The organism is Phytopseudomonas dryadis (assembly GCF_004327355.1).
Classification (GTDB): Bacteria; Pseudomonadota; Gammaproteobacteria; order Pseudomonadales; family Pseudomonadaceae; genus Aquipseudomonas; species Aquipseudomonas dryadis.
In genome coordinates, this window is sequence record NZ_QJUM01000021.1 from 37,543 (window position 1) to 59,359 (window position 21,817).

Below are 21,817 nucleotides of genomic sequence, written 5' to 3' on the forward strand. Positions count from 1 at the left end.
ATTGGTTTGCGTGGGGCAGAAGGCGGCCAGTGGCCAAATGTCTTGCGCGGGCCGGCCTCGTCGGGCCGGCGCCTTGTTCCTGGCGCTTTCTGTGAAGCGGTTTCAGTTACAGCAGGTTCAGTTCGCGGCCAGTGCGATCCAGCGCGCGGCGGGTCTTCTCCACCAGTTCGTCCAGCTCGGCATGACTGGCGACCAGGGCCGGGGCCACGATCATCCGCCCCAGGGTCGAACGGATGATCAGGCCCTCGTCGAAGCCGACATTGCGGCAATGCCAGGCGATGTCGTTCTCGTTGGCGAAGCGCTTGCGACTGGCCCGGTCCTCGGCGAACTGCAGCGCGGCGACCAGGCCGGTGCCCTGGATCTCGCCGATCAGCGGATGTTCGCCGAAGGTGTCGCGCAGCAGCTGCTGCAGGTAGGGGCCGGTGTCGGCCTTGACCCTTTCGACGATCCTCTCGTCGCGCAGCGCGGTGAGGTTGGCGATGGCCACCGCGGCGGCCACCGGGTGGCCGGCGTAGGTCAGGCCGTGGGCGAATACGCCGCCCTGCTGCACCAGGGCATCGGCGATGCGCCTGGACAGCACCAGGCCGCCCATGGGGATGTAGCCGCTGGTCAGCCCTTTGGCGATGGTCAGGGTGTCCGGCTCGAAGCCGAAGTGCTGGTGGGCGAACCACTCGCCGGTGCGGCCGAAGCCGCCGATCACTTCGTCGGCGCACAGCAGCACGTCGTGCTGGCGGCAGATGCGCTGGATCTCGGCCCAGTAGCTGGCCGGCGGGAAGATCATGCCGCCGGCGCCCTGGAACGGCTCGGCGACGAAGGCGGCGACGTTCTCGGCGCCCAGTTCGAGGATCTTCGCTTCCAGCTCGCGGGCGGCCTCGAGGCCGAATTCGTCCTCGGAAAGATCGCCGCCTGCGGCGAAATAGTAGGGTTCGCCGATATGGGCGAAGTCCGGCAGCATGCCGCCCATCTCGTGCATGAAACCCATGCCGCCGAGCGCGGTGCTGCCCAGGGTGGAACCGTGGTAGCCGTTCCAGCGGCCGATCATGATCTTCTTCTGCGGCTTGCCGACCACCTGCCAGTAGCGGCGCACGCTGCGGATCAGCACCTCGTTGGCCTCGGAACCGGAGTTGGTGTAGATGGCATGGCTGTAGTGCGCCGGCAGCAGGCTGAACAGCAGCTCCGAAAGCTCCACCACCCGCGGATGCGTGGTGTGGAAGAACAGGTTGTAGTACGGCAGCTCTTCCAGCTGGCGAGCGGCGGCGGCGTTGAGATCGGCGCGGCCATAGCCCAGCGCGGTGCACCAGAGGCCGGACATGCCGTCCAGGTAGCGCTTGCCGTCGCTGTCCCACAGGTTCAGGCCCTGGCCCCTGGCGATCACCAGGGCGCCCTGCTCGTTGAGCGTCTTCTGATCGAGAAAGGCATGGATATGATGCGCCGCATCCAGGGCCTGGTATTCCTTCGTCGTGTGCTTCGGGGCAGTCATCGCAGGGCTCCTTTCTTCTGTCTGGCTCTGATGGCCATGGCTCAGCGCAACTGCAACCAGGTGGTCTTCAGCTGCGTGTACTTGTCGAACGAATGCAGCGACAGGTCGCGGCCGAAGCCCGATTGCTTGCCACCGCCGAACGGGGTGGCGACGTCCAGCGCATCGACGGTGTTGACCGACACGGTGCCGACCTTCAACTGGCGCGCCACGCGGTGGGCGCGATTGAGGTCGTCGCTCCACAGCGAGGCGGCCAGGCCGTAGTGGCTGTCGTTGGCCAGTTGCACGGCCTGCGCTTCGCTGTCGAAGGGCATCACCGCCAGCACCGGGCCGAACACCTCTTCGCGGGCCAGGCGGCTACCCGGCGCCACGCCGGTGAAGAGGGTCGGCTCGATGAAATTGTCCGAGCCGTTGACCCGCAGCTGCCGGCCACCGCAGGCGAGGTGGGCGCCCTCGCTGCGCGCATCGTCGATGAAGGCCATGATCCGCGCGGTCTGCCGCTGCTCGACGATGGCCCCGGCGCGGCTGGCCGGGTCCAGCGGGTCGCCCGGCTGCCAGTCGCGGGCCTGGTGCAGCAGGCGCTCGACGAACTCGTCGTGGATCGAGCGCTCCACCAGCAGGCGCGAGTTGGCCGAGCAGACTTCGCCCTGGTTGAAGAAGATGCCGAAGGCGGCCTTCTCGGCGGCCAGCTGCAGGTCCTGGCAATCGGCGAACACCAGGTTGGCACTCTTGCCGCCGCACTCCAGCCAGACCTGCTTGAGGTTGGATTGCGCCGAATAGCCCATGAAGTATTTGCCGACCTCGGTGGAACCGGTGAAGGCCAGGCAATCGATATCCCTGTGCAGGCCGAGGGCCTTGCCGGCGCTCTCGCCAAGGCCGGTGACCACGTTGAACACGCCTTCCGGCACACCGGCCTCCAGGGCCAGTTCGGCCAGGCGCAGGGCGGAGAAGGGCGATTGCTCGGCGGGCTTGAGGATCACCGAATTGCCGGCGGCCAGGGCCGGGGCGAGTTTCCAGGCGGCCATGTCCAGGGGGAAGTTCCACGGCACCACGGCGGCGACCACCCCCAGGGCTTCACGGGTGATGGTGGCCAGCACGTTGCGCGCGCTCGGCGCCACTTCGTCGTACAGCTTGTCGAGGCTTTCCGCATACCAGCGCAGTACCCCGGCGGCGCCGGGCACGTCGATGTTCCAGGCGTCCATGACCGGCTTGCCCATGTTCAGCGAATCGAGCAGCGCCAGTTCGTCGCGGTGGGCGAGGATCAGCTCGGCGAGCCTGAGCAGCACCTGCTTGCGTTCGACCGGCGCCCGTTGCGACCAGACGCCGGCGTCGAAGGCGTGCCGCGCGGCCCGTACCGCCAGCTCGACATCGGCGGCGTCGCAGGCGGCGACATGGGCCAGCAACCGGCCGCTGGCGGGGTCGATCGAGGCGAAGGTGGCGCCGGACTGCGCAGCGACCTGACGACCACCGATGATCGCCCGGTCGATGAAGCGTTGCCGTTGCGCACGTTGCTGCCAGTCGCTGAGTTCGTACACCGCCATCCCCTTCTCGCCAATGGATTGCTGTTGCGAGCAGATGGTGGCCCATGGGCGACGAGAGGAAAAATATTAAAAATATCATCGGGACATACGAAAAAACTGGCTTCACGCGCACCAACAGGGCGCTCGTCGCACCCTTTCCGAGCAAGCCCCTGCACAGCGCCAGGGCCTGTGCGAGCAGCGCACGGCACCACGGCCCTTGCCCAGCCGATGGCAGGGCCCATTCCTGCTTCATTCCAGTGCCCGACCTGACTCAGGTAGCTAGCGGCTTGATCCAGCCTACAAGAGCCTGTTCGCAGTCAGGATTCACAAGTAGGAGCGCCGACCCGGCGCGATATGCTGGCGGCCATGCTGCAAAAATCGCGGTATGGCCACGATTCGCCGCGAGGTCGCGGCTCCTACACACATTGGCAATCCTGCGCGCTTATCGCTGAATCCCGGGTGGATCGGGGCACGTAGCTGGCGCTTTCTTCAGCCACCATCGGCACGAGCAACGGCGAGCATCTTGCAACGGCAGTCCCCGGCCGCTGCCGCACAGCCCATGAAAAACCTGCCCACTGCCCAGCAAAATGCTGGTTCGGCGCGCCGCACCCGCAGCGCGGCAACGCGCTATGGTGGGTGCCGTAACCGTTACCCGAGGTATGCCGTGGCTTCCTATACCCTGCGCCAGATCAGGTACTTCGTCACCACCGTGGAATGCGGCAGCGTCGCCGAAGCATCGCGCAAGCTGTACATCGCCCAGCCCTCCATCTCCACGGCGATCAAGGGCCTGGAGGAAAGCTTCGGCGTGCAACTGTTCATCCGCCACCACGCCCAGGGCGTCTCGCTGACGCCGGCGGGCGGGCGCTTCTACCGCAAGGCCCAGGAGCTGCTGCGCATGGCCCATGAGTTCGAACAGAACGCCCTGGCCGACAACGACGTGGTGGCCGGGCAGATCGACATCGGCTGTTTCGAGACGGTCGCGCCGCTGATCCTGCCATGCCTGATCGCCGGCTTCGGCCAGCGTTACCCGGGCGTGGAGATCCGCCTGCGCGATGGCGAACAGCACGAACTGGTACAGGGCCTGACCGCCGGCAGCTTCGACCTGGCCCTGCTCTACCAGCACGATCTCGACGCCACCATCGAGACCGAGGCGCTGATGGCGCCCCAGCGCCCCTATGTGCTGCTGCCCTTCGAGCACCGTTTCGCCCGGCAGCAGAGCGTGTCCCTGCACGACCTGGCGCTGGAGCCGATGATCCTGCTCGACGTGCTGCCGAGCCGTAACTACTTCGTGAGCATCTTCCACGAACTGGGTCTGAACCCGCGCATCGTGTTCAGTTCGCCGTCCATCGAGATGGTCCGCGGCATGGTCGGCCAGGGATTCGGCTTCTCCGTGCTGGTCACCCGTCCGCATTGCAACGTCACCTACGACGGCCAACGGCTGGTCTGCGTCGACATCAGCGAAGAGGTCACCGGTTCGGGGCTGGTGGCCGCCTGGCTCAAGCGCGCACAGCTGACCAAGCCGGCGCAGTTGTTCGTCGAGTACTGCAAGGAGCAGTTCGCGGCGAGAGCGACCGAGAAGGCATAGACGAATAACCTGTGATCCGACGACAAACCCGGATTACGCCTGCGCCTGATCCCGGCTACGAAGCCGTCCGCACGACCGTCAGCAGACGGCGATATGCGAGTCGGCCCTCGGCTCGGTGCCACCGCACAACACGCCGCTCTGCGGGTCGCGCACGATGATCTGCCCGCGCCCGTAGTCGGTGAGGTCGCAGGCCACCTCGACCTGGTGGCCGTGGCGGGCCAGGGCGAAGGCGAGGTCGCGCGAGGCGCCCTGTTCGATGCCCACCTTCTGCCCGCCCAGCCACTGCCAGCGCGGGGCGTCCAGCGCGGCCTGGGGGTTGAGGCCGAAGTCGATCAGGTTCATCACCATCTGCACGTGCCCCTGCGGCTGCATGTAGCCGCCCATGACGCCGAACGGACCGACCGCCACGCCATCCTTGCTGAGGAAACCGGGAATGATGGTATGGAAGGTCTTCTTGCCGGGAACCAGATAGTTCGCGTGGTTCGGATCCAGGCTGAACTCACAGCCGCGGTTCTGCAGGGCGATGCCACTGTCGGGCAGCACCACGCCGGAGCCGAAGCCGTGATAGGCGCTCTGGATGAACGAGACCATGTTGCCCTCGCCGTCGGCGGCGGCGATGTACACCGTGCCGCTGGCGTGCGGGTCGCCATGCAGCGGTTCGCGCGCGCGTTCGCCGATCAGCGCGCGGCGCCGGGCGCAGTAGCCGTCGGCGAGCAGTTCCTCGGCGGCCACGCGCATGTGCTCGGGGTCGGTGATGTAGTGCAGGCCGTCGGCGTAGGCCAGCTTCATCGCCTCGATCTGGCGGTGCCAGGTCTGGCGGCTGTCGCGGTGGTCGAAATCGAAGCCTTCGAGGATCTTCAGGGTCATCAGGGCGATCAGGCCCTGGCCGCTGGGCGGAATCTCCCAGACGTCGTAACCCCGGTAGCTGGCCTTGATCGGCTCGACCCAGCGCGGCAGGTAGCCGGCCAGGTCGGCCGCCGTCAGCATGCCGCCGCTGGCGGCGGCGTGGCTGGCCAGGCGCTCGGCAAGGGCGCCGCGATAGAAGCTCTCGCACTGGCTGGCGGCCAGTTCGACCAGGGTCTGCGCCTGCGCCGGGTTGCGGAACAGCTGCCCGGCGCGCGGCGCCTGGCCGTCGATCAGGTAGGTGTCGAACCAGGCCTGCAGCTCGGGGAGGCGCTCGCGGCTGGCCTGGTATTCCTCCAGGGCGATACGCCACTGGTGGGCGACCACCGGCGACACCGGGAAGCCGTCCCGGGCCAGTTCGATGGCCGGTTGCAGCAACTCGGCGAACGGCAGCTTGCCGAAGCGCCGCGACAGCTCGGCCCAGGCCGAAGGGCAGCCCGGCACGGTGACCGGCAGCCAGCCGTGCACCGGGATACGTTCGTGGCCGGCGGCCTGCACCACCTCGCTCGACAAGGCTGCCGGGGCATGGCCGCTGGCATCCAGACCGTACAGCCGATCCCTGATCCAGACCAGGGCGAAGGCGTCGCCGCCGATGGCGCAGCCGGTGGGCTCGACCACCGTCAGCGCAGCCGCGGTGGCGATGGCGGCGTCGATGGCATTACCGCCACGGCGCAACATGGCGATACCGGCCTCGGCCGCCAGCGGTTGCGAGGCGGCGACCATGCCGTTGCGGGCGAACACGCTCTGGCGCTGTGAGGCATAGGGGTATACGTGGGCAGAAAAATCAAGCATGGGCATTACTCGAGCAGGACATTAGACCCTAGCGGCCACTTTTGATGCGTGTCCATTCACGGGTGATGATGCGCTGGATGTTCGGCGGCAGGTCGGCGGAGACGTACATCCTTGCGATCACCTCGTCAGCCGGGTAAATGCCGGGATTATCGCGCACGCCAGGCTCCAGCAGGACCGTGGCATCCTTGTTGGGGTTGGCATAGCCCACGTAGTCGCTGACCGGGGCGATCACCTCCGGGCGCAGCAGGTAGTTGATCAGCGCGTGGGCGCCATCGGCGTTGCGGGCATCGCGCGGGATGGCGAGCATGTCGAACCAGAGGTTGGCGCCTTCCTTGGGGATCAGGTAGCGGATGTCGATGTTCTTGCCGGCCTCCTTGGCGCGGCTCTGGGCCTGCATCACGTCGCCGGAATAGCCGATGGCCACGCACACGTCGCCGTTGGCCAGATCGGTGGTGTAGCGCGATGAGTGGAAGTAGGTCACCGAGGGCGCCAGCTTCTGCAACAACGCTGAGGCCTTGGCGTAGTCATCGGGGTCGCTGCTGTTGGGATCGAGGCCGAGGTAGTGCATCGCCTGCGGGATGATCTTCACTGGAGCATCGAGAAACGCCACGCCGCAACCGCTGAGCTTGGCCAGGTTCTCCGGTTTGAACACCAGATCCCAGGAGTCCAGCGGCGCGCTGTTGCCCAGCGCGGCCTTGACCTGGGCGTAGTTGTAGCCGATGCCGACGGTGCCCCACATGTACGGCACTGCATACCGGTTACCCGGATCGGCGGCCTCCAGGCGCTGCATCAGGAGCGGGTCGAGGTGCTGCCAGTTACTCAGCTTGCTGCGATCGAGCGGCTGGTAGACACCGGCGCGGATCTGCTTGGTGAGAAACTGGCTGGAGGGCACCACGAGGTCGTAACCGGAGTGCCCCGAGAGCAGCTTGGCCTCGAGCATCTCATTGGTTTCGAAGACATCATACTGGACGGCGGTGCCGGTTTCCTTCTCGAAGCTCTTCAGCGTGTCCGGCCCCATGTAGTCGGACCAGTTGTAGAAATGCACCGTTTTGTCGGCGGCCTGGGCAAAGGTGCAAGCGACGAGACTCAGACTGGCTAACAGCATTGGCTTGTTCATGGTCGATCCTTGTGGGTCAGAGAACACGACTGAGAAGTTCCCGCGTGCGCGGGTGATGGGGATTGCCGGATACCTGGACCGCAAGCCCCGGCTCGATCAGCTCGCCCTGCTGCAGCGGCGCCACGCGCTTGCCGCCGAGACGCCTGGCGAGCTCGCCGCCCAGCGCAACGGTGATAGCCGCCGGCTTCCGGTTTTCATCGACAAGGCCCGGAGATGGCGAGTCCGTTGCACCGCAACAGACGACCTTGTCCGCAGCCTTCAAGCGCTCAGGAAGCAGAACCTCGGCCTGGATCAGGCCGGTCATGCCCGCGGTCGGGGAAAGTGTCGTCGCGGATGGGGCAAGGGGGCGTTCAAACATGTTCGACTCCGGGACGCTTTGGGGACGGGCAGTGCGAAAATGGCGCCAGGCATACGGAAAGACGAGCCTTAGGCACCCGCCTGTTCCAGGAACTCGAGCAGATCGGGCACGGTGCCCTCGATATGCTCGCAGACGATTCGCTCGGCATGCCGGGCATCGCCCAGGCGCAGGGCGTCGAGGATCTCCAGGTGTTCTTCGCGAGCGCCCAGGGGCTTGTCGACGTGCTTGAGCCAGAGCCGCATGTACGGCTCGATCATCGCGTGGAGCGCGCTGATCTGGCGCATCAGCCGCGGGCGCTCGCCGAGGCTGCAGAGGTATTCGTGGAAGATGCGGTGGCGCACCACCCACTCCGAGCTGTCGTCGCGGCAGTCGTCCATCTCGTCGAGCAGACGCTCCAGGCGCGCCAGGTGCCGCGCGTTGACCTTGGGCGTGGCGACCCGGATCGCCAGGCCCTCGAGGGCGCTGCGCATCTCGAAGACTTCGCGCATCTGGTCGCGGTCGAGGCCGCTGACGACGGCACCTCGGTTGGGCCGCAGCGTCACCAGCCCTTCTGCCGCCAGGCGCTTGAAGGCCCCGCGAATCGGCATGCGGCTCATCTCCAGCTCGTTGGCGATGTCTTCGGCGATCAGCCGGTCGCCGGTTCGGTAACGCCCCTGACAGATGGCGTCGAGCAGATGCAGGTAAGCCTCGTCCTCGGCCGACAGGGCGGGCTGGGTGTTGTGGGTGATGGCGAAAAGCATGGGGAGGATTCCTGAATTTCTGGATCCAAAAACACAATAATCCAAATGCAGAACTCATGCCTGAAACGTCAGCTCCTTGTTTTCATAGAAGAAATTATTCTGTCGAAGTGACGACAAGGCGACTGACGCACCAAAAGCGTTACCAAGCCCCCTTCCAGGGCAGTCGACGAGGCAAAAAACCACAGGATGAGAATGCGACCGCATGCCGCTGCGCGTCCTCACGCGCTGGCGGAACCGAGCGAGCCCCGTTACGACTCGAGACTCAGCCCTGCATCCACTGCGCCAGTCTTAACAATTGCGCATCGCATTGCGCGAGCTGCTCGAGACTGACGTACTCGTCGGGCTTGTGGCCCTGCTCCATGCTGCCGGGGCCGCAGATCACGGTGGCGATGCCGGCCTCGTCGAACAGCCCGCCCTCGGTGCCGAAGGCCACGGTGGTGAAATCCTCGCGCCCGCACAGCAGCGCCAGCAGGCGCGCAGCCTCGCTGGCGGGGTCGGTGAGCAGGCCGGGGTAGCTGGACAGCTCGCTGAAGCGGATATCGCTGTCCGCGCTGACGGCGCGCATGCGCGGCAACAGTTCGCGCTCGGCGTAATCGCGCAGTGCGGCGGCGACCTGTTGCGGGTCATCGGCGGGCAGCGCACGCATCTCGAAGTCGAAGCAGCATTCGGCGGGCACGATGTTCAATGCCCGGCCGCCCTGGATCAGTCCGGTCTGCACGGTGGAATAAGGTGGCTCGAAGCGGGGGTCGTGGCGCTCGGGCGCGGCCAGTTGCGTGCCGAGTTCACCAAGGCGGCCGATCAGCTTCGCCGCGTATTCGATGGCATTCACCCCCAGCAGCGCGTAGGCCGAGTGGCAGGCCGCGCCATGCACCTCGCAGCGCATCGCCAGTTTGCCCTTGTGGCCGAGCACCGGGCGCATGTGCGTCGGTTCGCCGATCAGGCAGATGGCCGGCCGCTCGGGGCTGGCGCGCAACTGTTCGATCAGGCTGCGCACCCCCAGGCAACCCACCTCCTCGTCATAGGAAATGGCGATATGCAGCGGCAGGCGTAGCGGGCGTTCGAGAAAGCGCGGCAGGCTGGCCAGCACGCAGGCGATGAAACCCTTCATATCGGCCGTGCCACGCCCATAGAGCCGGCCGTCGCGCTCGCTGAGCCGGAACGCCGGCAGCGTCCAGGGCTGACCATCGACCGGCACCACGTCGCTGTGCCCGGACAGCATCACCCCGCCCGGCCCGGTCGGGCCAAGGCGGGCATGCAGGTTGGCCTTGCTGCGCCCGGCATTGAAGAGCGTCTCGCTGGCGACCCCCAGCCCGGCCAGGTAGTCGCGCACGTAGTCGATCAACGCCAGGTTCGATTCGCGGCTGGTGGTGTCGAAGGCGATCAGGTCGGCCAGCAAGCGGCGAGTTTCACGCGTGCAGCCAGCAGAGCAAGCGGCCTGGTCTTGCAGCCTGTCGCTTGCGGCTTGCGGCTCGTGTTCATTCATCCCCCGGCACACCGTAGCTGGGCGCCTGGGTCGGATCGAGGGCGCGCACGATATAGTCGTGCAGTTGCGGCTGGTAGGCGCGCCAGAGCTTGTCCAGTTCGCCGATGGGGTTCTCCTCGGCCCAATCGATGCGCAGGTCGATCACCGGCCAGATCAGATCGCCCACCACCGATAGCGCCGCCGAATGCACCGGCCCTGCTTCGCCACCGGCGGCCATGGCCGCGTGCATGGCCGCCAGCAGGCGATCCGGCAGGCCGCCGTCGGCCTGCTCGAAGGCCTCGACCATGGCCTCGATCACCGCAGGCGCGGTCAGCAGGTTGCCGGCCGCCACGCACTGCTCGCCAGCCCGCGCATGGTGGATACCGAGCGCCTCGCTGCCGGTGAAGTGGGCGCTCAGGCCATGGCTGTCGATCACCGTCACCTGGCGATACTGGCCATAGCCGTTGCTGCCCAGCGCCTTGCCCAGCGCCGCCGCCGGGCTCTCGCCGGCTTCCAGCAGGTCGAGGATCTGCGGCCCCAGGGCCGGCAGGGTGATGTTCTGCGTCGATACCGCGCCGACCCCCGCGCGCAGCCAGGGGCAGCGGGCGCCGACGGCGATGCTCGAGGAGCTGATGGCGATGCCGAGATGGCCGGTTTCCGCACAGCGGGCGACGATGGAAAAGGTCATGCAGGCTCCTTGGCGTGCCAGCCATCGGGAATCACCGCGATCACATCGATCTCCATCAGCCACTGCGGCTGGCCCAGGGCGGACACCACCAGGCCGGTGGAGATGGGGAACACGCCCTGGAGCCATTTGCCGACTTCCCGGTACACCGGCTCGCGGTAGCGCGGGTCGGTCAGGTAGGTGGTGGTCTTGACGATATGCGACAGGTCGCTGCCGGCCTCCTCGAGCAGTTGCTTGAGGTTCTTCATCGCCTGCTCGGTCTGCGCGCGCGGGTCGCCAAGGCCGACCAGGTTGCCCGCGAAATCGGTACCGACCTGGCCGCGCACATAGACGGTGTTGCCGGCGCGCACGGCCTGGCACAGGTCGTTGTCCAGGGTCTGGTTGGGGTAGGTGTCCTTGGTGTTGAACATGCGAATGCGGGTGTGGGTAGGCATCAACGTACTCCTGCGGTCTGGGCGGGCGCGTCGTCGCGGTCCACCTGGCGCTGCGCGGCATCGCGATAGGCGAGGTACTTGCGCTGCGTGGCGATGTGGTCGGCGATGTGCCTGGCATCGTGCCAGACGCCCCAGATGAACGTGGAACCGCGCCGCGACAGCCACGGCAGGCCGAGGAAATACACGCCCGGCTCGCTGGAGACGCCGCGCTGATGCCGCGGCTTGCCCTTGGCGTCGAAGGCGTCGACCTGCAGCCAGCTGAAATCCACCGAATAGCCGGTTGCCCAGATGATCGTGGTCACGCCGGCCGCGGCCAGATCGAGCTCGAGAATGGGCTGGGTCACGCACTGCGGATCCGGATAGGTGGCGCGGGCTTCAGGCTCTGGCGGGAGGTCGAGAGCATTGCGGGCAATGTAGGCGTCGGCGGCATCGAGCAGCGACAGGTAGTTCTCGTCGCCGCGCGCCAGGTTGTCGGCAAGGTCGGCCTGGAAGGTCGCCACGCCGTCATGGAACGCCTGGGTCAGGCCGACCAGCGTGATGCCCTGGTGGGCCAGGCCGCGGAAGTCCACGGTATGCCCGCCACGGGCGCCGCTGACGGCGATGGTGACGTGCTCCTTGCCCGGCCTGGCGGCCTCCGCGTCCCATTCGCCGAGCACGCCCAGCCACCAGACGAAGTCGCGATTGCGGTAGGCCCGCGGCGGCCGGTCATGGGGGCCGACCGACAGATAGACCTGCTTGCCGGCGCGCTGCAGCTCATCGGCGATCTGCACCCCCGACGAGCCGGCGCCCACCACCAGCACCGCCCCCTCGGGCAGTTGCTGCGGATTGCGGTAGGCGGCGGAGTGCAGTTGGGTGAGCCGCTCGTCCTCGGGCGCGATCGGCGGGATGACCGGCTGCTGGAACGGCCCGGTGGCGGCCACCACGCGGTTGGCCCGGATCACCCCCTCGGAGGTTTCCACGGTGAAGCCCGGGCCCTGCGCATTGCGCACTACCTTATTCACGTTCACGCCGGTGCGGATCGGGGCGTCGAACTGCTTGGCATAGGCTTCGAAGTAGGCCGCTATGCGCTCTTTCGAGGGGAAGGCATCGGGCTCGAGATCGTCGAACGCCAGGCCCGGGAAACGATCGTGCCAGGCCGGCCCATTGGCCACCAGCGAGTCCCAGCGATCCGTGCGCCAGGCTTCGGCGATACGCTTGCGCTCGAGAACCAGGTGCGGCACGCCGAGCTTGCTCAGGTGCTCGCTCATGGCCACGCCGGCCTGGCCGGCACCGACCACCAGCGTATCCGTTTCCAGCGTGTCGACGGTCTTGTCGGTGTGCGTCTGAAACGCGGTTTGATTCAGGTTGGTCATGACGTGCCTGCTCTGATTCTGATCATGGCGGTTTCCGCAGACGCAGCGATGGCGGCGGATGTCGAACGCATTCTGTGCAGAGACAGGGATTGGCGAAATTATGATTTTTGTAGTCGCTGGCTAGGAAAAAGCTGTCCGCCTGGCAGAACGCCTTGGCGGGGCGATGTCGGCACGAATCAGGGAGAGGGAGCGGACGGCCGGCAGGAGCGCTGGAGGCTGGAAGCTGAACGACAAGCAAACCGCATAGGCTCTTTCGTCCAGCGTTCCAGCCTCGAGCGTTTTTGATCGAAGGCCGAAGGCCGCTTTCGCCTTGTCGCCGCCGCTCGATGAGCGGCGACGAACGTCGCCTAGGCCTGAATCTCCGAGGCCGGATTGATCATGCGACCCAGCCCCAGGTTGCGCAGCGCCAGTTGCAGGGTGCTGTGGATAACCTGCGGGTTGTCGATGCTCATCACCTGGGCCAGCAGCTCCCGGGCCTTGCCCAGGCTGACCTGGCGCAGCAGCCACTTGACCTTGGGCAGGTTGGTGGCGTTCATCGACAGGCTGTCGAAGCCCATGGCCATCAGCAGCACCGCCGCCGTGGGATCGCCGGCCATTTCCCCGCAGATGCTCACCGGCTTGCCCTCGGCGTGGGCATCGTCGACCACCTTGCGCAGCGCCTGCAGCACCGCCGGGTGGAAGAAGTCATAGAGATCGGCGACCCGCGGGTTGTTGCGATCCACCGCCAGCAGGTACTGGGTCAGGTCGTTGGAGCCGACCGAGAGGAAATCCACCTGGCGCGCCAGGTCGCGGGTCTGGTAGACCGCGGCGGGAATCTCGACCATCACGCCGATCGGCGGCAAGGGCACGTCGGTGCCTTCGTCACGCACCTCGCCCCAGGCGCGATGGATCAGGTGCAGCGACTCTTCCAGCTCCTGGATCCCGGAAATCATCGGCAGCAGGATGCGCAGGTTGTCCAGGCCCTCGCTGGCCTTGAGCATGGCCCGCACCTGCACCAGGAAGATTTCCGGGTGATCGAGGGTCACGCGGATGCCGCGCCAGCCGAGGAAGGGGTTGTCCTCCTTGATCGGGAAGTAGCTCAGCGACTTGTCGCCGCCGATGTCCAGGCTGCGCATGGTCACCGGTAGCGGATGGAAGGCCGCCAGCTGTTCCCGGTAGATCGCCAGCTGTTCCTTCTCGCTGGGGAAGCGGTCCTTGATCATGAACGGCACTTCGGTGCGGTACAGGCCCACGCCTTCGGCGCCGCGCTCCTGCGCCCGCACCACGTCGGCGAGCAGGCCGGTATTGACCCACAGCGGCATGTGATGGCCGTCCAGGGTCTCGCACGGCAGCGCGCGCAGGGCATCGAGGCCCCTGGTCAGTTGGCGGTCTTCCTCGACCACGTCGGAATACTGCTTGCGCAGGATCTCGCTGGGGTTGGTGAAGACCTCGCCGTGGTAACCGTCGACGATCAACTGGATGCCGTCGATCTTCGAGTACGGCAGCTCGACCGCGCCCATCACCGTGGGAATGCCCATGGCGCGGGCGAAGATCGCCACGTGGGAGTTGCCCGAGCCCTGCACGGAGACCAGGCCGACCAGCTTGCCTTCCGGCACTTCGCCGAGCATGGCCGGCGACAGTTCCTCGGCGACCAGAATGCAGTTGTCCGGGTAGACCAGGGTCTGCTGCCGCGCCTGCTGCAGGTAGGCGAGCAGGCGCCGTCCCAGATCCTTGACGTCGGAGGCGCGCTCGCGCAGGTAGGCGTCGTCCATCAGTTCGAAGCGGTTGATGTGTTCGCCGATCACCTGGCGCAACGCGCCCTGGGCCCACTGCCCGGTCCTGATCACCTTGACCACTTCGTTACCCAGGGCGGCGTCTTCGAGCATCATCAGGTAGACGTCGAACAGCGCGCGTTCTTCCGGGCGCAACTGCGTGGCCATCCTCGCCGACAGGTTGCGCATGTCGCTGCGCACACCTTCGAGGGCATCGTTGAACAGCTCCAGCTCGGCATCGACGTCATCGACGAGCTTGTCCGGCACCACCTCCAGATCGGCCGGCGGCAGCACCACCACCGCGGTGCCGACGGCCGCGCCGGGCGATCCCGGCACGCCGACGAACTTGGCTTCCTGGATGCCCTTGCCCTGCTTGCCCAGGCCGCGGATCGAGCCGGTGGCTTCGGCATGGGCGATGACCCCGGCGAGCTGCGCGCTCATGGTCACCAGGAACGCCTCCTCGCCCTCGTCGAACTGGCGGCGCTCCTTCTGCTGCACCACCAGCACGCCCATCACCCGGCGGTGGTGGATGATCGGCGAGCCGAGGAAGGAGGCGTAGCGCTCCTCGCCGGTCTCGGCGAAGTAGCGATAGCGGGGGTGCTGGGAGGCGTTCTCCAGGTTGAGCGGCTCCTCGCGGGTGCCGACCAGGCCGACCAGGCCCTCGTTGGGCGCCATGCTGACCTTGCCGATGGAGCGCTTGTTGAGGCCGTCGGTGGCCATCAGCACGAAGCGGCTGCTCTCCGGGTCGAGCAGGTAGACCGAACACACCTGGGTGCCCATGGTCTCCTTGACCCGCTGCACGATGATGCCCAACGCCGCCTTCAGATCCTTGGCGGCATTCACTTCCTGGACGATCTTGCGCAGCGTATTGAGCATGGCTCGACTCTAGTCTGTTCAGTCCCGGGCCAGCAGGCGCGGAGCGAGTTCCTTGAGGGCGCGACGATAGACCTCGCGCTTGAATGTGACCACCTGTCCCAGCGGATACCAGTAACTGACCCAGCGCCAGCCGTCGAACTCGGGCTTGCCGGTGAGATCCATGCGCACCCGCTGTTCGTCCGACGTCAGGCGCAGCAGGAACCACTTCTGTTTCTGACCGATGCACAGCGGCTGGCTGTGGGTACGCACCAGACGCTGAGGCAGACGATACCTCAACCACCCCCGGGTACAGGCGAGAATTTTCACGTCCTGCTGCTCGAGGCCCACTTCTTCGTTCAGCTCGCGGTACAACGCTTCTTCGGGCGATTCACGGTCGTTGATGCCGCCTTGCGGAAACTGCCAGGCATCCTGGTTAATTCGACGCGCCCAGAGCACCTGGCCGACATCATTGGTCAGAATGATGCCGACATTGGGGCGAAAGCCATCAGGATCGATCACGGCGCACAACCTCGTAAACGCATGTTCCGGCATTGTTCCACAAAGCCCGGGACAGCGGCAACGCGACCGAGCGGCGCAACGCCCCGGCACGCGCGGTTTTCCCCGGGCGGGCAAAGCCGCTATCCTGGCGCCCTCCCGTTATTCGTGCATATAAAGGTGGCGACGTGCGCTTGGCTCTATTCGATCTCGACAATACCCTGCTCGGCGGCGACAGCGACCATGCCTGGGGCGACTGGCTGTGCGCGCGCGGTATCCTCGACGGCGCGACCTACAAGGCCCGCAACGACGCCTTCTACCAGGACTACCTGGCCGGGCGCCTGAACATCGCCGACTACCTCAATTTCAGCCTGGAGATTCTCGGCCGTACCGAGATGGCGCAACTGCAGGCCTGGCATGAGCAGTTCATGGCCGAGTGCATCGAGCCGATCATCCTGCCCAAGGGCCTGGCCCTGCTCGAACGGCACCGGGCCGCGGGCGACAAGCTGGTCATCATCACCGCCACCAACCGCTTCGTCACCGCGCCGATCGCCGCGCGCCTGGGCGTGGACAGCCTGCTGGCCACCGAGTGCGAGATGGCGGGCGGCCGCTATACCGGGCGCACCACCGATGTGCCCTGCTTCAAGGAAGGCAAGGTCACCCGGCTCGAGCGCTGGCTCGGCGAGCAGGGCCTGAGCCTGGAAGGCAGCAGCTTCTACAGCGACTCGATCAACGACCTGCCGCTGCTGGAGCGGGTCACCCAGCCGGTGGCGGTCGATCCCGACCCGAGCCTGCGCGCGGAGGCCGGGAAACGCGGCTGGTCGATCATTTCCCTGCGCGACTGAAGCACGGCGCGGCTGCGGGGCGCCCGCCCCGAGTCGCCAGGTGCCGGGCGGCAGCCGGGGTTCGCCGCGAGGCGCATTGCCGTTTCGGTCGATGCAGGAAGTACACCGCGCGGTCAGCCTGTCCGGGACACCGCCCACACGCGCGCAAGGAGCAGCATGTCCCTCGATCAACGCACTTCGCGGCCGCTCGTGGTGGTCGCACTGGCCACCGCCCTGTGCCTGGCCGGCGACTCCATGCTGTATATCGCTCTGCCGGTCTACTGGCGCGAAGTCGGCCTCGATGCGCTCTGGCAGGTTGGCGTGCTGCTGTCGGTCAATCGCTTCATCCGCCTGCCGTTCAACCCGCTGATCGGTTGGCTGTACCAGCGCATCAGCCTGCGCACCGGGTTGTTGCTGGCCACCCTGCTCGGCGCCGCCACGACCTTCGGCTACGGCATCGCCAAAGGCTTTTTCGCCTGGCTGCTGCTGCGCGCGGCATGGGGCATCGGCTGGTCGTTCTTCCGTATCGGCGGGCTGTCGGCGGTGGTCTACTGCACGAACGGGCAGTCGCGCGGCCAGGCGATGGGCCTGTACAACGGCCTCTACCGGCTCGGCAGCCTCGCCGGCATGCTGCTCGGCGGCTTGCTGGTGCCGCTCTACGGCCTGCCGGCGCTGGCCCTGAGCTTCGCCGGCATGGCCCTGCTCGGCGTGCCGCTGCTGCTGCGCCACTTCCACCTGCCCTCGAGCTACGGCGAACGACAGCTAGCGGCGGCGCAGAGCCCCGGCACCGCGCGAGATAGCGCGCGGGTAAACGGCAAGTACCGGGTGATCGCCAGCGGCTTCTGCATCGCCATGCTGATCCAGGGCGTACTGGCGGCGACCCTGAGCGCCCTGATCGAACGCTTCCATGGCAGCCAGCTCGACCTCTTCGGCCTGCTGCTCAGCGCCACCGCCCTATCCGGCATCCTGCAGGCGCTGCGCTGGTCATGGGAGCCCTGGCTGGGCCGGCGCTTCGGCGCCTGGTCCGATGGCCCGGGCGGCCGCTCCCGGCTCTACGGCTGGACGTTGCTGGGCGCCGCCCTGAGCTTTGGCTCGATGGCCAGCGGCCTGCCCCTGCTGCCCTGGATCGCCGTGACCCTGCTGGTGATGCTGCTGGCGACGGCGCTGACCACGCTCACCGACGCGCTGGCCAGCGACGCCGCCAGCGCGGGCAATGTCGTCGCCTTCATGACCCGTTACTCGATCGCCCAGGACCTGGGCGCCGCGCTGGGGCCGCTGCTCGCCTACCTGTTGATCGGGCTGGTCGACGGCTTCGCCTGGCTGTATTGGGGCGGCTCGCTGATCTACCTGCTGCTGGCCCTGAGCTGGCTGGGGCGCAAATGATCAGGCCGGCTTGGCGCCCATCAGCGCCATGATCACCAGCAACAGCAGCACGATCAGCCCGGCATAGGCGGCGCTGAAGCGCAGCAGCCGCACCGGCGCCGGGGTTTCGCCCAGGGCCTGCCAGGCATTCAGGCGGCCGACCAGCAGCAGGCCCAGCACCATCATCACACCATAGAGCACGCTGCCGGCCAGCAGCCAGGTCAGCCCCAGCGGCCAGCCGGCCAGCTCGACCATCCACCAGCCGGTGAGCGGCAGGCTCAGGGCCAGCACGGCGAACACCGGCAGGCTGATGCGGCGCGTGCGGCGCAGCTTGCGTTGCAGCAACGCCGCATCGCCGCCGCGCCATGCCTTCCACAGCATGAAGGCATGGGCCGCCACGCCGAGCAGCAGCAGGATGCCGGGTAGGCTGTGAGCGATTCTCAGCAGCAGGTAATGTTCCATCACGGTTTCCTTGATTTTTATGGATACAGATGTAACGCAGCCCTGGGCATCGCTGCGCTCGACACCAGGCTACCGGCAGACAGACAGGTAGCCTGGGTGGAGCAGAGCGATACCCGGGAACATACCGGAACTATCGCGCTGCCCGGGATATGGGTGAGCCCGCTGGCCGAGAAACAGAGTCGTAGCCTGGGTTGAGCAACGCGATACCCAGGAAAGAACTAGCCCAGGAACAGTTTATAGGCCGGGTTGTCGCTCTCGTCCCAGTACGGGTAGCCGATGGCATCCAGCGCCGGCGCCAGCAAGTGGCGCTCGTCCTCCGGCACCTGCAGGGCGGCCAGCACGCGGCCATCGGCGGCGCCATGGTTGCGGTAGTGGAACAGGGTGATGTTCCAGCGCCCACCGAGCTTGGTGAGGAAGTTGAACAGCGCCCCCGGCCGTTCCGGGAACTCGAAACGGAATACGCACTCATCCGGCACCGCCGCGGCATGGCCGCCCACGGTATGGCGGACGTGCAGCTTGGCCAGTTCGTTGTCGGTCAGGTCGATCACCGGGAAGCCCTGGCCACGCAGGTTCTCCACCAGCGCCCCGCGCGGGTCGTTTTCCGGATGGGTCTGCACGCCGACGAAGATATGCGCCTCGCCATCGCTGTGATAACGGTAGTTGAATTCGGTGATCTGGCGCTTGCCGATGGCCTCGCAGAAGGCCCTGAAGCTGCCGGGCTTTTCCGGGATGGTGACGGCGATGATCGCCTCGCGCTTCTCGCCCAGTTCGGCGCGTTCGGCGACGTGGCGCAGGCGGTCGAAGTTGACGTTGGCGCCGGAATCGATGCCGACCAGCACCTGGCCAGTGGCGCCTTCGCGCTCGACGTACCGCTTGATCCCGGCCACGGCCAGGGCGCCGGCCGGTTCGGTGATGGAGCGGGTGTCGTCGTAGATGTCCTTGATCGCCGCGCAGATCTCGTCGGTGCTGACGGTGATCACCTCATCGACGCACAGCTTGCAGATATCGAAGGTGTGCTGGCCGATCTGCGCCACCGCCACGCCGTCGGCGAACAGCCCGACCTGGGGCAGCACCACCCGCTCGCCGGCGGCCAGGGCCTGCTGCAGGCAGTTGGAATCGTCCGGCTCGACGCCGATGACCCGGGTCTCCGGGCGCAGGTATTTGATGTAGGCGGCGATACCGGCGATCAGCCCGCCACCGCCGACCGGCACGAAGATCGCGTCCAGCGGGCCCTGGTGCTGACGCAGGATTTCCATGGCCACGGTACCCTGCCCGGCGATCACGTGCGGATCGTCGTAAGGGTGGATGTACACCAGCCCCTTCTCCTCCACCAGCTTCAGCGAGTGGGCCAGGGCATCGGGGAAGGCGTCGCCATGCAGCACCACCTTGCCGCCGCGCGAACGCACGCCCTGCACCTTCAGTTCCGGGGTGGTGCGCGGCATCACGATGGTCGCCTTCACCCCCATGTGCTTGGCCGCCAGGGCCAGGCCCTGGGCATGGTTGCCGGCCGAGGCGGTGACCACACCCCGGGCCAGTTCCTCGGGGCTCAGTTGCGCCAGCTTGTTGTAGGCGCCGCGAATCTTGAACGAGTAGACCGGCTGCAGATCCTCGCGCTTGAGCAGAATCTGATTGCCCAGGCGTTCGGAAAGTTGGCGAGCGGGTTGCAGCGGGGTTTCCACGGCAACGTCATAGACACGGGAGGTCAGGGTCTTCTTGACGTACTGTTCGAGCATGGCTGGCATCGCAGGCGGCTTCACGGGGAACCTTGGAGTCTAACCCAGGGATCTGCCGAGCGACCATACGAATTCCGGGGTTTTGCCGGCTATAATGGCCGCTCCGCTTCCCCACTCGCTCTCGTGGAACCCGCATGACCCAGGATCAGCTCAAACAAGCCGTGGCCCAGGCCGCCGTCGACTTCATCCTCCCCAAGCTCGACGCCAGGAGCGTCATCGGGGTCGGCACCGGCTCCACGGCCAACTGCTTCATCGATGCCCTGGCCCGGCACAAGATGGAGTTCGACGGCGCCGTGGCCAGTTCCGAAGCCACTGCCGCACGCCTCAAGGGGCACGGCATCCCGGTCTATGAACTGAATACCGTCAGCGACCTGGAGTTCTACGTCGACGGCGCCGACGAGAGCGACGAACGCCTGCACCTGATCAAGGGCGGTGGCGCGGCCCTGACCCGCGAGAAGATCGTCGCCGCGGTGGCGCGCACCTTCATCTGCATCGCCGACGGCAGCAAGCTGGTCCCGGTGCTCGGCGCCTTCCCGCTGCCGGTGGAAGTGATCCCCATGGCCCGCAGCCATGTGGCCCGCGAGCTGGTCAAGCTGGGCGGCGACCCGGTGTATCGCGAAGGCGTGCTGACCGATAACGGCAACGTCATCCTCGACGTGCACAACCTGTCCATCGTCGATCCGGTGAAACTGGAAAGCGCCATCAACGCCATCGTCGGCGTGGTCACCAACGGCCTGTTCGCCGCCCGCCCGGCCGACCTGCTGCTGCTGGGCACTGCCGAGGGCGTGAAGACGCTGCAGCGCTGAATATCGCAGGCGTTACCGAAAAGGCCGAGTGAGCAGTCACTCGGCCTTTTTGCTGAAGGTGTAAAAGAGATTGGGCTCGCTGATCATGTAGATCACGCCATTCTCGTCCATGGCGATGCCCTCGGCCTGAGGAACGGACTCCTTGAGCCCCTGTTGCCCGCCGATCAGCGACAGACTGCTGACCGCTTCGCCCTTGGCATCGAGTTCCACCAGCAGGCGTGAGTCGTCGGACAGCGCCAGCAGATGCCCGCTGCGCGCGTCGTACTGCAGGCTGGACAGATCGCGCAGGAAAAGCCCGGCATCGCGCTCACGGTCATCGCTGATACGGATCACCGAAGGCGTACCCGGTTCGACATGGGGAAAACCGTGCACTTCGTAGATGCGCAGCGGGTCACGCTCCTTGGCCACGAACAGGCGCTTGCCGGCCAGGTCATAGGCCAGGCCCTCGAAGCCCCTGTTCTTGGCTTCCATCTCCAGCCCCAGCGACAGCTGCTGGCCATCGGCGGCATCGATCCGCGTGGTGGCGTCGTCGATACGCACCTCGACCAGGCGCTGCGGGCGCTCGTCGGCGATCACGAAGAGGCCGGGCGCGATGTACTCCACCGCCTCGGGATCGCCGAAGCCGACCAGTTCGATCTGGCGCAGCACCTTGCCCTCGAGTGACAGCTCGATCAACCGCGAATGCTGGTTGGTGAGGGTGAACAGGCTCTTGCGCAGCGGGTCGTAGGTCAGCGCCGAGACATCGTCGTCCAGGCCTTCGATCACCTGGGCCTCGCGCACCACCCGATAATCGTCGAGCCAGAGCGTCTTGGCCGGTGCCTCATCCGGTTGCCGCACATTGAACCAGGCCCGCTCGAACACCCGGTACTCCTGCCCCCAGAGCGCCAGCAGCAACGCCGCGACGAGGACGAACAGCACAAGGAATGCCTTGAAGGAAAACAGTCGACGCATACCCGTTCACATGTCCATCAGCGGAAACGACAAGGCCGCACTGAAGCAGCCGCAAGCTGCAGGCCACGAGCGGCAAGCAAAAGCTCGCTTCGCCATGTGCCGCGTCATACCTGCGGCCCGAACCATACCATAGGCACGACGCCCAGCCTCCGG

19 protein-coding genes are annotated in these 21,817 nt (G+C 66.5%); 4 read left to right on the forward strand and 15 right to left on the reverse strand.

What is annotated here, in order from left to right; translation table 11 throughout:
• Positions 1-106: 106 nt before the first annotated feature.
• Positions 107-1,480: an aspartate aminotransferase family protein gene (locus DNK34_RS17445; RefSeq protein WP_131175561.1), complete on the reverse strand. Its 1,374-nt coding sequence runs from the start codon at positions 1,478-1,480 to the stop codon at positions 107-109.
• Positions 1,481-1,521: 41 nt separating this feature from the next.
• Positions 1,522-3,012 (reverse strand): aldehyde dehydrogenase, encoded by a 1,491-nt coding sequence (locus DNK34_RS17450; protein WP_131175560.1) that lies wholly within the window; start codon positions 3,010-3,012, stop codon positions 1,522-1,524.
• A gap of 649 nt (positions 3,013-3,661) precedes the next feature.
• On the opposite strand from DNK34_RS17450, the gene DNK34_RS17455 reads away from it, so the two are divergent.
• A complete protein-coding gene (locus DNK34_RS17455; protein ID WP_131175559.1) occupies positions 3,662-4,582 on the forward strand; it encodes a LysR family transcriptional regulator in 921 nt (306 codons plus the stop codon).
• A gap of 78 nt (positions 4,583-4,660) precedes the next feature.
• Here DNK34_RS17455 and DNK34_RS17460 read toward each other — a convergent pair whose 3' ends face one another.
• From DNK34_RS17460 to DNK34_RS17505, 10 genes are all read right to left on the reverse strand, one after another.
• Positions 4,661-6,277, reverse strand: a complete 1,617-nt coding sequence (locus tag DNK34_RS17460; protein WP_131175558.1) for a gamma-glutamyltransferase family protein — start codon at positions 6,275-6,277, stop codon at positions 4,661-4,663.
• A gap of 28 nt (positions 6,278-6,305) precedes the next feature.
• Entirely contained in the window at positions 6,306-7,394 is a 1,089-nt protein-coding gene (locus tag DNK34_RS17465) for a polyamine ABC transporter substrate-binding protein (protein WP_131175557.1), read from the reverse strand.
• A gap of 16 nt (positions 7,395-7,410) precedes the next feature.
• A complete protein-coding gene (locus DNK34_RS25750; protein WP_242675173.1) occupies positions 7,411-7,752 on the reverse strand; it encodes a hypothetical protein in 342 nt (113 codons plus the stop codon).
• 68 nt (positions 7,753-7,820) lie between these two features.
• Positions 7,821-8,492, reverse strand: a complete 672-nt coding sequence (locus tag DNK34_RS17475; RefSeq protein WP_131175556.1) for a GntR family transcriptional regulator — start codon at positions 8,490-8,492, stop codon at positions 7,821-7,823.
• 262 nt (positions 8,493-8,754) lie between these two features.
• Positions 8,755-9,939 carry an acetylornithine deacetylase gene (argE, locus tag DNK34_RS17480; protein ID WP_244216329.1) on the reverse strand — a complete coding sequence of 395 codons (1,185 nt, stop codon included), beginning with the start codon at positions 9,937-9,939 and terminating at the stop codon, positions 8,755-8,757.
• A 28-nt stretch (positions 9,940-9,967) separates the two neighbouring features.
• Positions 9,968-10,642 carry a DUF1028 domain-containing protein gene (locus DNK34_RS17485; protein WP_131175554.1) on the reverse strand — a complete coding sequence of 225 codons (675 nt, stop codon included), beginning with the start codon at positions 10,640-10,642 and terminating at the stop codon, positions 9,968-9,970.
• Entirely contained in the window at positions 10,639-11,073 is a 435-nt protein-coding gene (locus DNK34_RS17490) for a RidA family protein (RefSeq protein WP_131175553.1), read from the reverse strand. The genes DNK34_RS17485 and DNK34_RS17490 overlap by 4 nt, the downstream gene beginning before the upstream one ends.
• Positions 11,073-12,425, reverse strand: a complete 1,353-nt coding sequence (locus tag DNK34_RS17495; RefSeq protein ID WP_131175552.1) for a flavin-containing monooxygenase — start codon at positions 12,423-12,425, stop codon at positions 11,073-11,075. Before DNK34_RS17495 ends, DNK34_RS17490 begins: the two co-directional genes overlap by 1 nt.
• Positions 12,426-12,772: 347 nt before the next feature.
• Complete coding sequence (gene ptsP / locus DNK34_RS17500) at positions 12,773-15,052, reverse strand: phosphoenolpyruvate--protein phosphotransferase (RefSeq protein ID WP_131175551.1); 2,280 nt, start codon at positions 15,050-15,052, stop codon at positions 12,773-12,775.
• An 18-nt stretch (positions 15,053-15,070) separates the two neighbouring features.
• Complete coding sequence (locus DNK34_RS17505; protein WP_131175550.1) at positions 15,071-15,550, reverse strand: RNA pyrophosphohydrolase; 480 nt, start codon at positions 15,548-15,550, stop codon at positions 15,071-15,073.
• A gap of 164 nt (positions 15,551-15,714) precedes the next feature.
• Between DNK34_RS17505 and DNK34_RS17510 the strand changes: the two genes are divergently transcribed.
• Together DNK34_RS17510 and DNK34_RS17515 are read left to right on the forward strand one after the other, a co-directional pair.
• A complete protein-coding gene (locus DNK34_RS17510; RefSeq protein ID WP_131175549.1) occupies positions 15,715-16,371 on the forward strand; it encodes a histidinol-phosphatase in 657 nt (218 codons plus the stop codon).
• A 156-nt stretch (positions 16,372-16,527) separates the two neighbouring features.
• Positions 16,528-17,733, forward strand: coding sequence for an MFS transporter (locus tag DNK34_RS17515; protein ID WP_131175548.1), 1,206 nt, complete (start codon positions 16,528-16,530; stop codon positions 17,731-17,733).
• Here the strand turns inward: DNK34_RS17515 and DNK34_RS17520 are convergent, their stop codons facing one another.
• Positions 17,734-18,174, reverse strand: coding sequence for a DUF2269 family protein (locus tag DNK34_RS17520; RefSeq protein ID WP_131175547.1), 441 nt, complete (start codon positions 18,172-18,174; stop codon positions 17,734-17,736).
• Positions 18,175-18,392: 218 nt separating this feature from the next.
• Positions 18,393-19,907 carry a threonine ammonia-lyase, biosynthetic gene (gene ilvA / locus DNK34_RS17525; protein ID WP_131175546.1) on the reverse strand — a complete coding sequence of 505 codons (1,515 nt, stop codon included), beginning with the start codon at positions 19,905-19,907 and terminating at the stop codon, positions 18,393-18,395.
• Between the two features lie 134 nt (positions 19,908-20,041).
• Here ilvA and rpiA point away from each other — a divergent pair, with 134 nt between their 5' ends.
• Complete coding sequence (gene rpiA / locus DNK34_RS17530) at positions 20,042-20,713, forward strand: ribose-5-phosphate isomerase RpiA (RefSeq protein ID WP_131175545.1); 672 nt, start codon at positions 20,042-20,044, stop codon at positions 20,711-20,713.
• Positions 20,714-20,749: 36 nt separating this feature from the next.
• Here rpiA and DNK34_RS17535 read toward each other — a convergent pair whose 3' ends face one another.
• Entirely contained in the window at positions 20,750-21,664 is a 915-nt protein-coding gene (locus tag DNK34_RS17535; protein ID WP_131175544.1) for an SdiA-regulated domain-containing protein, read from the reverse strand.
• Positions 21,665-21,817 lie beyond the last annotated feature (153 nt).